This window comes from Colwellia sp. KS18-150 (assembly GCF_057551365.1).
Genome location: NZ_BAAJMC010000029.1, coordinates 1 through 14,391, shown reverse-complemented (window position 1 = coordinate 14,391; position 14,391 = coordinate 1). Strand labels below are relative to the sequence as shown.

At 35.2% G+C, this 14,391-nt stretch carries 13 protein-coding genes and 1 pseudogene; 8 read left to right on the top strand and 6 right to left on the bottom strand.

Going from position 1 to position 14,391, the window contains the following annotated elements; all coding sequences use genetic code 11:
* The first annotated feature begins 403 nt into the window (after positions 1-403).
* Genes AC27IF_RS19035 through AC27IF_RS19025 form a run of 3 tightly spaced genes read left to right on the top strand, consistent with a single transcriptional unit; the run spans position 404 to position 2,334 of the window.
* Positions 404-1,249 (top strand): AraC family ligand binding domain-containing protein, encoded by an 846-nt coding sequence (locus AC27IF_RS19035; RefSeq protein WP_487055935.1) that lies wholly within the window; start codon positions 404-406, stop codon positions 1,247-1,249.
* A 43-nt stretch (positions 1,250-1,292) separates the two neighbouring features.
* Positions 1,293-2,021 carry an AzlC family ABC transporter permease gene (locus AC27IF_RS19030; RefSeq protein ID WP_487055934.1) on the top strand — a complete coding sequence of 243 codons (729 nt, stop codon included), beginning with the start codon at positions 1,293-1,295 and terminating at the stop codon, positions 2,019-2,021.
* The gene (locus AC27IF_RS19025) at positions 2,014-2,334 is read left to right on the top strand and encodes an AzlD domain-containing protein (protein ID WP_487055933.1); all 321 of its coding nucleotides are present in this window, start codon (positions 2,014-2,016) and stop codon (positions 2,332-2,334) included. The genes AC27IF_RS19030 and AC27IF_RS19025 overlap by 8 nt, the downstream gene beginning before the upstream one ends.
* A 205-nt stretch (positions 2,335-2,539) precedes the next feature.
* Here the strand turns inward: AC27IF_RS19025 and AC27IF_RS19020 are convergent.
* The 5 genes and pseudogenes from AC27IF_RS19020 to AC27IF_RS19000 all read right to left on the bottom strand — a co-directional run.
* Positions 2,540-2,803 (bottom strand): annotated as a pseudogene (locus AC27IF_RS19020) (integrase core domain-containing protein); the annotation flags it as partial.
* A gap of 23 nt (positions 2,804-2,826) precedes the next feature.
* Positions 2,827-4,926, bottom strand: a complete 2,100-nt coding sequence (locus tag AC27IF_RS19015) for a xanthine dehydrogenase family protein molybdopterin-binding subunit (RefSeq protein ID WP_487055932.1) — start codon at positions 4,924-4,926, stop codon at positions 2,827-2,829.
* 122 nt (positions 4,927-5,048) lie between these two features.
* Complete coding sequence (locus tag AC27IF_RS19010; RefSeq protein ID WP_487055931.1) at positions 5,049-6,176, bottom strand: 3-keto-alpha-glucoside-1,2-lyase-like domain-containing protein; 1,128 nt, start codon at positions 6,174-6,176, stop codon at positions 5,049-5,051.
* Between the two features lie 115 nt (positions 6,177-6,291).
* Entirely contained in the window at positions 6,292-7,809 is a 1,518-nt protein-coding gene (locus AC27IF_RS19005) for an MBL fold metallo-hydrolase (RefSeq protein ID WP_487055930.1), read from the bottom strand.
* Between the two features lie 113 nt (positions 7,810-7,922).
* The gene (locus AC27IF_RS19000; protein ID WP_487055929.1) at positions 7,923-8,345 is read right to left on the bottom strand and encodes a hypothetical protein; all 423 of its coding nucleotides are present in this window, start codon (positions 8,343-8,345) and stop codon (positions 7,923-7,925) included.
* Positions 8,346-8,759: 414 nt separating this feature from the next.
* Here AC27IF_RS19000 and AC27IF_RS18995 point away from each other — a divergent pair, with 414 nt between their 5' ends.
* From AC27IF_RS18995 to AC27IF_RS18980, 4 genes are all read left to right on the top strand, one after another.
* On the top strand, positions 8,760-9,932 hold the full coding sequence (locus tag AC27IF_RS18995) for an acyltransferase family protein (protein ID WP_487055928.1): 1,173 nt from the start codon (positions 8,760-8,762) through the stop codon (positions 9,930-9,932).
* Positions 9,933-10,060: 128 nt separating this feature from the next.
* On the top strand, positions 10,061-10,390 hold the full coding sequence (locus tag AC27IF_RS18990) for an antibiotic biosynthesis monooxygenase family protein (RefSeq protein ID WP_487055927.1): 330 nt from the start codon (positions 10,061-10,063) through the stop codon (positions 10,388-10,390).
* Between the two features lie 75 nt (positions 10,391-10,465).
* Entirely contained in the window at positions 10,466-11,968 is a 1,503-nt protein-coding gene (locus AC27IF_RS18985; RefSeq protein ID WP_487055926.1) for an amidohydrolase family protein, read from the top strand.
* Positions 11,969-12,166: 198 nt separating this feature from the next.
* Positions 12,167-13,270, top strand: a complete 1,104-nt coding sequence (locus AC27IF_RS18980) for a sensor histidine kinase (RefSeq protein WP_487055925.1) — start codon at positions 12,167-12,169, stop codon at positions 13,268-13,270.
* A gap of 166 nt (positions 13,271-13,436) precedes the next feature.
* On the opposite strand, the gene AC27IF_RS18975 is transcribed toward AC27IF_RS18980, so the two are convergent.
* Positions 13,437-13,790 carry a hypothetical protein gene (locus tag AC27IF_RS18975; RefSeq protein WP_487055924.1) on the bottom strand — a complete coding sequence of 118 codons (354 nt, stop codon included), beginning with the start codon at positions 13,788-13,790 and terminating at the stop codon, positions 13,437-13,439.
* Positions 13,791-14,135: 345 nt separating this feature from the next.
* Here AC27IF_RS18975 and AC27IF_RS18970 point away from each other — a divergent pair.
* A partial coding sequence (locus tag AC27IF_RS18970) for a hypothetical protein (RefSeq protein WP_487055923.1) occupies positions 14,136-14,391 on the top strand: 256 nt, incomplete at its 3' end.

The window sequence follows — 14,391 nt, the reverse complement described above, 5'->3', positions numbered from 1 at the left end:
TTATAACTGCAAGCGGTCTATGAGTTAAATTTTTCATGTATTTGTAACCGACTTTTAGACTTTATTCGGGACAATTTAAAAGCATTGAGCGACAGGAATTTCCCGTTACTTTTTAAAGAAAAAGCTTGTTAAAGGTCTCAGGGCGTAGAGCGGAAGCGGACGTTAGCATCAATAGATATTTAAGCTGTTTAGAGTGTTCAATCTACCTTGATCATGACAGAGAACTAAGCCACCAAAGCAGTCATAAGGACTTTAAATCAACGGCAGTCGATTCGACTTAGAGTTGACGTAATTATGTGTAAAGCTTAATGTCAGTTTAGAGTTATATTAGCATTAAGTAAGCTTATAAAAACTCTGTGAGCAAAATTATACTATTTTTACAACGGTAATTTAATAACTATATATGCATACTAACATAGAAGAAAAAGCTGACTTCAATATTGCTAATGCGTTTGACGGCATCGAAATAGTTAATGCTGCATACAAGACTCAAGCTTTCTCTAAGCATGTTCATGAAGCGTACACTATTGGCGTTATTGAACAAGGTGCTCAACGCTTTTATCGCAGTGGTGATGTTCATATCGCAGAAACAGACTCTATTATTTTAGTTAATGCTGATGACGTACATACTGGTGAATCTGCTTCATCCAATGGTTGGAAATATCGTGCTATGTATCCCAAGCCAGAGCATTTCGAAAATATTAGCAATGACCTTTATGATGGGAAGAGTTTCGCTCCTTACTTTAGTTCCTCAGTTATAAAGGATCCAATGTTAGTACAACAGTTAAGGTTATTATTTCGGCAAGTGGATAGTAATGCTTCAAAATTATTAACTGAAACAATTATGTATAGCCTCGTGCTTAGGTTAACCCTAAAGCACTCAACTCAACGTAACCTACCTAAAGATATTTCAGGAAGTAAAAGTAAACTTGTCTTAGTGAAAGAGTTTCTGGATGCTTACCCTGAAGAAGATATATCACTAAATCAACTAGCTTTAATTGCAGGTACAAGCCAGTATCACTTTATTCGACAATTCAAAATTATGTTCGAATTAGCTCCCCATAGCTATCAAATACAAGCTAGGTTAAAAAAAGCTAAGTCTTTACTTAAGTTAGGAATTAAAGCGGCCGTAGTAGCTGCCGATTGTGGTTTTCATGACCAAAGTCATTTCAATAGACACTTCAAAAGAGCATTAGGCACCACTCCAAGCAAATTTCAAAAACAAGCAATTTTGTACAAGAATAAATAATGAATGCTATCTAAACTCTTTCAAACAATCGAGGAGTTTAGTTATGCGGAGTAAGAGCTTAATTGTTAAAGGTGTGGCAACTAGTGATTTTAGAGTTATTAACCAGGCTATAGTTGATATATTACCTCTTTCACTAGCCACTATCCCATGGGGAGTTCTATGTGGCTCTCTTGCAATAAATGTAGGACTAACGCCATTACAGGCTCAACTAATCTCTTTATTAGTTTTTGCAGGTGCAGCTCAACTAACTGCTTTGACTCTTATAGGTGCATCAGGAGTATTATCCTCAATATTTTTATCTACGTTTGTTATAAGCTCTCGACATATGCTTTATTCAGCAGTGTTTAGAGACCATGTTAGAAAAGGTCCTTTAATTCTTCGTTGCAGTATTGCATTTCTTCTCACTGATGAAATGTTTGCTGTTACTTGTGCTTATATTGAAAAGCATAAAATATTTAACCCACTTTATGCTCTAACATCTGGCATCGTGTTTTATTTGATTTGGAACATATCAACCTTTGCAGGGATTGTTGCAGGTCAATATATTCCTAACGTTGAGCACCTAGGGCTTGAGTTTGCAATTGCCGCAACATTTATTGCGATAGTTGTGCCATCAATAAAAAACAGATCTACATTCATAGCTGTAGTAAGTAGTGGACTGAGTGCTATTATACTTACCGTTCTTGCTCAAGATTATGCTTTAATCACATCAACTTTTATTGGTATGTTTTGTGGGTTTTTAACTAAAGATAAGGAAGAGTTTAATGGATGATTTTTGGTTAGCTTTAATTGGAATGACATGTATTACTTTTTCATGTAGATATTTGTTTTTCTCAAAAACAATACCTTTCGAACTTGGTACTAAAGCAAAGAGGTTACTAAGCTATACAGCTCCGTCAGTATTAACAGCTATGTGGGTGCCAATTGTTTTTCTAGGGCATCAGGGCACCAGTAATGGATTAATTTCTAGCCCTTTTTTAATTGCAGGTGTTGTAACTATTATGTTGAGTTTAAAAATGAATAGCACTTTAACTGTCGTTGGTTTAGGGATGATTATTTTTGTAATTCTAAATATGACTTTTTAAAATGCGAGCTGTGATTACCGTGAGTTTTTAACGGCAAGTAATCTAGTTCCTAGTATGAGTCGAAGAGGTCATTGATCTGCAATAATAAAACAGGACACTTAAATAATGGAATATAAACCAATTGTTGAGGTGTTAAATGACAAAACGAAAAAACAGAAGTTTGAACTTCCCTGATTTCACTAGACAATTTGTAATTCAGAAAATATGCTTCCTCAAACTTAGCAGGTGAAATACCGCCTGTATGTGAGTGACGTTTTTTAGGATTGTAAAACATCTCTATAAAATTAAATATCTCTGCTTTCGCATCATTATGTGTCGAGTATATCTTACGTTTTATGATTCGCTTTTTAGTTGTAGCAAAAAAACTTTCAGCAACCGCATTATCATGACAGTTTCCAGCTCGACTCATTGATGGTACAAGGTTGTGCTCTTTCATAAACGCTAAGTAATCAGCACTGCCATATTGGCTACGGCTACTGTATAACGGTGAGTTTAACTAACGAACATGTTGGCATCTAATGGTAGTTTGTTGACGTTTTTTCCTGTTGCTTTTGCAACAGCATTAGCTAGAGCAGGTAAAGTTGCCGGGTTTATATTTTCACCACATCCAATAGGAGATTCATTGTTTTTAATTATTTCAGTTATTATTGGTGGCATAGAGGGCATTCTTAATACTGGGTAATCGTGAAAGTTACTTTGTTTAACTTGGCCGTTTTCAATGTCTATTTGGCCATGCAAAGCCATAGACAAAGCAAAAGCGATACCTCCTTCCACCTGAGCTTTGATACCGTCGGGGTTAATTGGTTGACCGAAATCGGCGGCACAGTAAACATGCGTTATCTTAATTTTTCCATCGTCACGTTTAAATAGTTCTACCACCTGAGCAATGTAAAAGGTACTGCCTTCTTTTGTCTTATCAAACAGTGCTATACCCTGATAAACGTTGGTTTTTGGTACTCCCCATTGAGCAATAGAAGCAACACGCTTAAGTGCCTCCACCGCTCGAGGTTTTCCCGCCAACATAGACAAACGTAATGCCAAAGGATCTAATTTAGCTTTCATCGCCAATTGACTCAAAAAGACCTCGTTAGCAAAGTTAGTACTACTATGTGCAATACCTCTGAGTGTACCAACAGGGATCGGTGTTTCAATGATATGAGCATTGGCTTGGAAATGCTCAATACTATACGGTAAATGATCTGCTCCTGCAGTTGTTAGCCAAGCTTGCTCTTTAAAACCATGTGCAGCAACGGTATGTTGCCATGCTTTAATCTGTTCATTTTTACCAAAATTTGCCGTCAACTTATGCACAGACATAGGCCTGAAAACACCATGCTGAGTATCGTTTTCTCTAGACCATACGACTTTAATTGGCTGTTTCAATTGCTTTGATACTTCAATAGCATCGATGACAAAGTCTTGATACACCTTACGCCCAAAACCACCACCAATAAAAGTTGTATTAACTTTTACGTTGTCAGGACTTATTGCTAACAACTTTGCAGCAGTTTCTTTTACCTTTCCTCTATGCTGTGCAGGCCCCCAAAGTTCGCATTTCCCAGGTTGTACATGTGCAGTGAAATTAACCGGCTCCATAGGGGCATGAACAAGTAAGGGAAATTCAAAAATAGTGGTCAAATCTTGCCTGCTAGAAAGCTGCTTTGTTGCATTGCCAGTTGTTTTAAGTGAAATATCAGCCGAGTTCAAATTGTTCCGTAATTGCTCGGAGAGGTGCTGGCTTGAAAAAGACTTGTATTTGCCTAAACTCCACTTCGGGTCTAACAAGCGTAGCGCTTTTGTCGCTGTCCAATAGTTGCTTGCGACGACCGCTAAACCACTGCTGATTTCAACTATTGCCGTGACGCCTTTAATCGCCATAGCGGCGGAGCGACTATAGCTTTCTAGCTTGGCTTCAAAAACTGGTTTCTTTAATATTACAGCTGTAAGCAACCCAGGTACTTTTACATCAATTCCAAATTGAGTTTTGCCGGTGATTTTATCTACAACATCCAAAGATTGAGGCGACTTTCCGATGATTTTGTATTGCTCTGGGGATTTATAGGACACTTTTTCAGGTATCTGCATTTTTGCTGCTAAAGAAGCTAATTGCCCATAAGGTAGTTTTTTACTTGAACCTTGTAAGTACACAACCCCCTGAGACGTCTTACAAAGAGATTCATCTACTTGCCAAATATTCGCCGCAGCTGCTATTAGCATGTGTCTTGCTTTTGCTCCAGCTTCTCGATGGCTTTGCCATGCCAATAAAATAGATAAACTTGCTAATGTACCTTGATAGCCATATTTTTTTTCATCAGCATCTGCATTTACCACTTTAATAGAAGACCAGCTAGCATCCAATTCTTCAGCTATAATTTGCGGTAAGCTAGTGTATACACCTTGACCCATTTCACTCATGATTAATGGAATAATAACCTCTCCCTGAGGAGTTACCTTAATCAAAGGTAATAATGAATGTTGGTTCAATGTTTTTACTGTACAAGCATTTGAGTTTGGTACTGTCAGTTCTAATAAGAGGCCACCGCCTAATAATGAAGAGGCCTTTATAAATGTACGACGACTAATTGATTTCAAGGTTAACCCCAAGTAAATAAAAAGAAATGCATTACAGACGTATTTGGTCCGTTCAATTTCTCGAAAATTGACTGTTACACTTTTATGAAACCTAATTTTTCAGGTGTAAAATGGCTAGGTAATTACATACCATTACATGACTCAGCAAGGATGCAATCTGAGAGTTTTGCTTTTACACCCCATCCTCCAAAAGATTCAGACACTGCGAAAGTAATTTCATTCTTACCTTTATTCAAAGGGATATAGATTGTATCAAATAATCCTATAGTACCTAGGTACCTATAATCTCGGGAACGGAATTTATTACTTCCTGAATAAACAAGCACATTATTTACATAAACACTTACTTTATCACTATACCCTATATGTAGAGCTTTAGTTTTTGAAGTGTTCGAATAAGTATCGAATTTTGCGAAAGCGGTATTATTTTTCTTGTCTATACCTTGTACTTTTGCCATGTTAACCACTCCATAACTATCTGCAGTTAAAGTAGACCATTTTATACTAGCTAAATGCTTTCGATTTAGTTTAGTTTTGTTGTCTAGGTGCGATTCTGGAAAGTGTTGAGATATTTGCCACTCAGATACATAATTATCTGGCTTATTGCTTTTGCTTGGATCATCTTTATTGGTACTAAATACGTTTTTATTCTTGCTAGAAGTAATTTTTATATTTGCAATATAAGTATCGGCTTTACCAGAGTAAAAACTTATATCACCGCTTTCTGCCGTGCGCAAAAACTCAGTAATACTAAGTGTAGGTGTTTGCATATCATTGATATACACTTCGCCATACTTTCCTGAAACAATTATCTTAATATGATTCCACTCATTGAATTTATAGCTCACATTACCCGAAAAACCGCTATGATATAGCTGCCATGCGCTTAAACCATTATAGACTGGGGTATATTGGTAAGAGTCAGGGTTACCTGATTGATGAGGCCTAAGATAGAACTCTTCTGAGTTACCTTTACTTTGTTGTCGGAATCTCAATCCAACAAAATTTCTATTTTTTTGAAAAGCAACGTCATATTCAATGATGCCATTCGTAAAGGGGAGGCTATTTACGCTTGCTGTACTGTTTCTTAAATGGATGGCATCTTTACCTTTATAGGTTGTAAATTTTGCAACTTTTCCTTCTAAGGTAAAGTTCTCACTATTTACAGTAATTTCTTTTGCATTAATAGACCAAGAGATAATGGTGTACAACAGTGCAAGTACGGTGGTTGAAATGTTAAAGAGTTTCATATTGAATCTAAGTCCTATCATTGATGAGCAGTATCTACAGCAAACATTATTTGGCTTTTAAACTAAAACCTTTACAAAAGGTAAAGGCTTTAGCAAAACTTAAAGTGGGAGATTGTTATTTTTCTGCACGGGTTACCGAATGGTGAGGTGTTCGTCGGAGCTCTTTTACTTCAATAGGAAATTGTAGGGCTGCTTCAATTTGTTCCGCGCTATACACATCGTTGCCGTGGCCTTGAATAAAGCCTTTAACTCGAAGGCCTAAGCGCTTTATTTCTGTCATTAAGGTTTTAATGGCTTGACGGTTTTCTATCAAATACATTTCTTCGTAGTGATCTGGTAAATAAATTAATTGTTCGTTAGGGAAGTATGTCATCAACATGGTTTCCGCATGCAGCAAATTTTTGAGTTCATATACTTCCACATGCTGGGTGTCGTCTTGAAAAGTACGCTTTTGTGTTACAATTTCAAATTCTGGAGTAGGGGCGTTAGCTGTATTTACTTGCTCAATTCGTTTTGTTAGTAGCGGAATAAACTCTTCAGCTGTAATTACTTTGGCGCCATTTTTTACGTAAAATGGTACTCTATCGAAGTGATCGTGGTGTTGATGGCTGATAGATACAAATTTAATAGGTTTACTTGGAACAATTTCTCTAAATTTACTGAGTCTTTGTTCGAAGCTACCTTTTGAACCATTATTAGCATCTATTGCCATTACATAGTCTGAAAACTCAATGAAAAGGCTATTGGCTCCGCGTTGATTGAACCAATGAATACCTTTGCCTATCGATTGAGCTCTAAGCTTACCATCATAAGTGTCATGTTTTTCTTCTGGCGAATAGCCCTTTGGCGTTACTGCTGTTTGCTTAATGTTTGGTTCAAAGTTATAACTTGAAACATGGCGTAACGTATAGGCAGAGTAATAATTATCTGCTTGGTTTATTTTAATAGAAAATGGCAGTTTAAATTGGCCCGTAGTTCCGAAGTCGCTATAGATATATTCTATTTTACGGCCCCCAAGAAGAAGTTCTGCTTTGTCAATTTGGTAGTTACTTTTATTTGCAAATAATGTAAGTAGCCCACCAGAAGGCATATTAATAGCTAACTTTTCATAATTTCGTTCGCTACCAGAATAACTAAGCTCATTTGTTCTCGATAAAATGTCTTTTATAATGAGTAATGGGTTTCTGAGAATATAACTTTCAATTTTTTTATTAAAATTGTTTTTCGCACTTACCGAATATTCTCGCGTGATGTCGTTATAGTTTGTGGTTTTTCCATTAGTAAATAGTGAAGTGTAGCCTGTTAAGCTACCCATATAAGTTTTTCGTGTTTTAGTCCATACAAGTTTGTCCGCATATGAAATTAATGTATAAGAATTACCAGGACGGTTGCTATGATAATCAGTTCCTTCATATCCATAACCTTGGGTACGATAATTAATACTGTAGTCGGAATCAATTAATATCTTATCAACTTCTTTTATAGCTTGCTTACCACCATAGACATTTGACATTTTTTCTAATATATCATAAGTTTTTTGGCTGTTGGCAGGACTTGAATCATAGGCTAAGGAAGAGAAGTTTGTCGCCAATACAGTGACAAGAAAGAGTTTTTTGATGGAACTATATAGCATAGAGTATTACCTAAAATTAATTGTGTGAGTATTAGCGCCACTTTATTCATTAAGCACTTAGTAACTATGTGAAGAAAATAGATTGTCTTTTATTTTGTATAGAAAATGACTAACTAGCTTGTCATCATGGTCAAAAGATGTCCGTTCAAGCTGTTTATCTGGCTTTGGAGCAACTTGATTTTTTCTTCCGAGTTTTTGTCATTTTGAGCTTCTAATGTTTGTAATTCTTCAGTGAGCTTTTTAATTTGCTCTTTGACGTCTTCGATCATTTTTTGCTTAGTTTCCAGCGCTTGCTCTTCAATTGTCTTTATTTTAGAGTCATCAGTGACATCTAATTTTTCTTCCCTTTCTAACTCAAGCTGCTCTTTTCCTTCTTCAGATATCGACAATTTATCTTCTGGCCAGTCGGCTATTTTATCTTTAGGTGTATTATCGACTGCTGCGGTCAAGATATCTCTTTCACTACTAACAGCTAATTCTTTTCCATTCGAATGAGCATGAGTTTGAGCATTACCAGTAACATTAATTGTACTCATAGATAGTTCCTTTCTCTTTAGGTTATGCTTTCAAATAACAGCTGTGTATGTAGCTTCTTGCCAGCTAACGCTCTAATATGATTAAACCTATGCTAACTTCTCTCACACCAAACCATTACAAGCTTTTTGTATTTGTTTGTATTGACCTTTTTATCTGTCATCAAACTATGTTTACTTTTGAGGAAAACAAAAAATCATATTGCTTAAGAAGATTTAGCAAGCAAAATCATTAGGGTTGAAAGAGGCAAATGTAAAGACGAAAAGGACTGATATTTGAACAATTGTTATATAAAAAATTCAGTATTTCTATTAGATTCCATATGAACACGATCTTTACCCTTTTCACCTCATAGGGATTTCTATTCTTAGCATGTCTAATTAAAGTTTAGTTTCTACTCAAATAAGGGACAAACTATGTCTTTACAATTATCGGAGGAGTTTACATTAACCCAAGAAAGGCAATATTTTCTTGATTGGGTAAGAGTGTTAGCTTTTGCATTTTTGATTTTTTATCATACAGCCATGATGTTTGTTAGTTGGGGGTTTCATATTGAAAGTGGTCATAATAGTGTTTTTTTGAAATCGATTATGATCCTTACGTCTAAATGGCGCCTCGACATTCTATTCATTGTATCAGGCGTTGCGATTAGTTTTATGATTACAAAGATGTCTATTAAGTCGTTTACTTGGCAACGAATAATAAAGCTATACATTCCTCTCTTATTTGCTATTGCAGTTATTGTCGCACCGCAATCATATTTTGAAGCCATTCAAAAAGAGGTTTTCTATGGGAGTTATTGGCAATTCTGGACTAGTCATTATTTCTCCTTTTCTTGGGATGAAAGAATGATTGCACCATTTCCTACATATAATCACATGTGGTATGTGCTCTATTTATTTCACTACACGATAGTACTGATACCTGTTTATTATTTTGTTAATGGTAAACTTGGGGGAAAATGCCTTACTAAGTTTGAAGCTTGGCTTAGTCAAAAGTCTAGAATCATATGGGTACCTTTGATTATCTATTTATCGATCTTTTTCTCAAACAGTGATCACGATGTAAATCATGCTTTTTTTAATGACTGGTATGCTCATAATATTTTTCTCTTGGCGGTCATTATGGGGTTGCTATTTGCTCGAATGCCAGAAGTTTGGCGTGCCTTCGAAAATAACAGACATATTTCACTAGGTATTGCGGTAGCAAGTTATTGTTGTCTATTGGCTTTATTTTTTTTGGTCCCTGAAAGTTTTGAACTTACTGATACGAAATTACCTTGGGGGATTCTAAGTGTTATTGTTAAGTGGTCTTGGATAGCACTACTCATAGGGTATTCTAAAAAGTATCTAAACTTTACCAATGAAAAACTGAGATATTGCAATGAGCTTATTTACCCCTTCTTTATCTTACATCAAACAGTGATCATTGCTTTTGGTTATTACGTTATCGATTGGGGAATGTCAGGTGTAATGGAGTTTTGCGTGATTGTAATTGGCACATTTGTCATTTGTGGACTTCTTTATGAATTGTTAATTAAAAGAGTTAGGGTTTTAAGGTTTTTGTTTGGTTTAAAACAAAAAGAGTAGGCTAAGCTCAAATATCTTAGTATCAATTTTGAAGTGGGACTGTTTTCCAGGTTCCACCTCGTACCACATTTTGGCAAATCATTAAAAGCCCCTTAACAAGGGGGAGCTACATTATCTAAGGATGTATTATGAACCTAGAAAAATCGAGTGAAGTTGTAGAGTTGGTTGTGTACACAATAAAGCCGGAAATGAGTCGAGTTTATGTAAATACAGCTATTGAGGAATTTCGTAAGCTTGTTATGGGATTTGAAGGTTTTATCAGTTATGAGTTTTATCAAAGTAGCCGAAATAGAAATGTTTTTATGGATTTCGTGCGTTGGGAATCTCTTAAATTCGCTGAAGAAGCAGCGAAACAAGTTAAAATTATTCAAAAAGCTCCTGAGTATAAAGAGTATTTAGATTCGTTTGCATCACTAGAAATATTTAATCATTTTAGTCAAGTAAAAGCATGGAACTAGCAATAACTTTAAATCAAGAAGTTTTGGATAAGTAATTATTCATTCATTATATTTTTCAACCATAAGGTAATTATCATGTGTAAAATTCATAACCTACAACTTATATTTATTCTCTTTTTATTCACCTTTATTAGTTGGTGTGTAAATGCGAATGAATTAATAATAGAGGATATAACACTCATTTCTCCTGAACGAAAAAAACCACTTGAACATGCTAATGTTCGTGTGGTGAGTGGGTTGATTACAGAGATATCTACAAGTAAATTAGTATCAAACACACAAGTTAAACGTTTAGATGGAAGTGGGCGTTACCTTATTCCTGGTTTGATTGATTCCCATGTTCACTTGGCAAAAGTACCAAGCATGACTGGCCGTCATAAAAAGCAATATCCTGAGTTGAAATCGATTTATCTTAAACAGCAACCACGTAGTTATTTGTACTTTGGTTTTACTAGCCTGATTGATTTGAATACCTTTTCACCTCAAACTATTGAAGAGTTTACTCAACAGGCTTTACATCCGGATGTTTTTACTTGTAGCAAACATTTAGATATCGCTAACGGCCACGGCATGATGGAAGAAGATCCTAAAACCCGCCTTCAAGATAATCCAAACTTTCTATATGACCATTATCAACAGCAGTACCTTAATGATGATTTTGATTTAAACCAGCATACCGTTGAGAAAACTGTAAAGCATATAAAAGATGATGGTGGTATTTGCATCAAAACTTATTATGAGAATGGTTATGGTGGAAGTGAAATGGTGGATTTTGATATTCCTACCCCTCAGATTATTCGTGATGTAGCAAGAGAAGGTCGTAAACTTAATATACCAACTATATTACATGCAAATTCTTGGGGGGCTCAACGAGTTGCCTTACTTGCGGATGTTGACATTATTGGTCATGGTATGTTTCATTGGGATGAGTATCGTCATGAAAAAGAAGTACCTGCTCCTATTCGAGCAACATTAAAAGAAATTGCTGAACGAAAAATGGGTTATCAACCAACCTTACATGTGCTTGACTCTCAGCGTGGATTATTTGATCCTAACTACCTTGAAAACCCTCTACTAGAAAAAGCCTACCCGGAAGAGCTTCTAGCTTGGTATAAGTCAGAAGAAGGGCAATGGTTTAAAAAACGTATCCGTCAATATTTTCCTCGTCATTTACGTAATCTTAATGATAAAGCTATGTATGAACACTTTACGAAATACTATAAACACAACGTTGATATTTTAAAGGTGTTAGCCGATTATGATGCTAACTTGTTATTTGCCACCGATACTATCATTGGTCAATCTTACGCTAATGCACCTGGTTTAAGTGGGTATATTGATATGAAAGCTTGGAGTAAGGCAGGAGTTTCATTGAGTAAGATATTACAAGCAGCAACCATCAATAACGCTAAAGCATTTAACTTAGATGACTCTATTGGTAGTATTGAAATTGGTAAAAAGGCAAATCTACTTTTACTTAATAAAAATCCATTAAAAACCATAGAGGCTTATAATGACATTGAATTTGTCATCATCAATGGTCAACCTATATCAAGAAAAAGCTTAGCTGCGAACTGATTTGTTTTTTACTGTACAAGTAATATTTGTTGATGAGTATTTGCCAGTATTTTGGTAAGTTCTGTTCTTTGAGGTAAGTTTCGACATATTAAAAAATGATGATATTCATGGCGAGAAGGAGATTAAATAGATACGTTTCATATGCACTTTGTATAAGGTAGTATTATTTGATTATTGCTATTCTATTGCCGAATAAAAATGAAATATTTTTGTGATTATTATCGTAAACTTTCGTTAACTAACTTTTTTACTGCTTTCATCATTGTAACATTTATTGGGGGAGTACTTGCTCAAACAGAAATTGCTGATGCAAAGTTTCGTGGTGAAGCCTTAGACACCTGGATCCCCTGGTTTTGGACTTTTACTAGTACATATAGTTATGCATTTCTTTGCCCTATAATTATTGTTTGCTGCCAACGTTGGCCTCTAGATAGAAAACATATTTTGGGAACTACAGTAAAGTTAGTTCTATTGTATGTGCCTTACACAACATTGTTTATTGTATTGATGATAACGACTAGACAAGCAGGGCATTTTATTGTTGATGGATCTTTTCACGACTTGTGGGAGTGGTGGGATAGGTATATTTACGAACTTCCTAAAACGATGCCTTTTTATCTAGCCATCGTTTTCGCCTCTTATGCTAAACGTTATTATTTTGATGTTCAGCAAGCTGCAATAAAGGCTGCAAAGTTAAATGAAGCGCTCGCTGTAGCTCAAATGGATGTATTAAGAAACCAGCTAAATCCTCATTTTTTGTCTAATACTCTTAACTTAATATCGAGCACAATGTATGTGAGTGTTGATAGAGCCGATTCTATAATTACTCGATTAGGCGATGTACTTCGTTACTCACTGATCACATCTCAGCAACCCTGGGTGAAGCTTGAAGAAGAAATGGTAGTTATGATGTCATTCTTAGAAATTGCTAAACTTAGGTTTGAGGATAAAATGGTTGTCGATGTCAATATTTCTCCTGAAGTAAAGTGTGCAAAGATACCCGCAATGGTATTACAGCCTTTGTTAGAAAACGCAGTCAAATATGGAATTGAGCCTTCAGATCAGACGTCAATAATTACTTTAAAAGCTAGTCTAGTAAAAGAAAGCCTATTCATAACAATATCAAACACTTATCATAGAAACGCTTCGGCTGCAGTCTCACACGGTATTGGCTTAGAAAATACGAAAAAAAGACTGCATATTCTCTATGGCGATAAGGGAAAATTATCATTGAATGAACCCAAATTAGGCATGACAACTGTTGACTTAATTGTACCATTTGACAAATGTGATTTGGTTTGAATTTTGAAAGAGTACAAGGTTTCTATACAGCAGTAACGCGAGCGTAGTAAAGCTACATTTGATGGGGAGTCAGACTTCATAAGAATTCATTATGAATTCCTATTAAGATTCAATTTAACAATACCCCTGCTTCAATTCGATAGTTTGAGAATTGAATATTGTTAAATTAATTTTTGGGAAGGAGTGATTTGATTTTTTGTGAGTGGCTCTTGATTAAAACAGACTTTTTATAGTTAGAGAATTGCTCTTGAAAATCTCTGGCTTTTATATAACTTCCTTTTTCTTCAAAAGATATAATAAGTTTCATACATAATGTGTTGGCTTGTAAAATTAGCTGTTCTTTTTTTCTAACTTTGGTTTCTTCGCTTGCTTTTATTAAGAGCTCTTTTATTTCAGAGAATGCCTTTACTTCTGATGGTTCCTGATAAAGATGTATGTTTTTTCTCTTGACTGGATTAGTAAGCCCTATAAGTTTTCTAATCTTCATTCTAAAGGCTGATAGAAAACCATAAATTTTCATAATGCTCCTGGTATGATTTTAACAAGATATTCCGTTATACAAATTTTATTTCAGGAACTATATTAGGCATTTGGCAAATTTATATATATTGAATAGGTCGGGAAAGAGTTATATTAGTGTTGAATGGGAATTTTTTCGATAGTTGTTTTGCTTAATACTGAATATTAAACAACTATAGATATGTAGAACTTTAGTCGTCACAAAGCACTTTAAGAGTGGATGTTATTTTGTAATCCTTTCAACTCAACTTATAGAATAATTTCCTATTTTGTAATTTCCATTGTTCCTGTAATTGATTTGGTGAGAATTTTAATTTTTTATTTTTTTCAGAAAAATGAGTTTAATTTGACTACAGAAAAAAAGCATAAAATGATGTCTTTTATTTCCAAAAGGCAGTTGTTTTCAATTTTTGTACTATTCAGCCTATTAGGGGTTGTGTTCGCACAGACTGACTTTGTTATTCAAACAGAGTTTCAACGTGAAATACAAAATGGCGAAGTAATCCCAAGTTGGAAAGCATGGTTGTGGGCATTTTGCGGTGTTTATAGTTATTTTCTATTATGTCCCATAATTGTATATTTTTGCCAAACATGGCAAATGA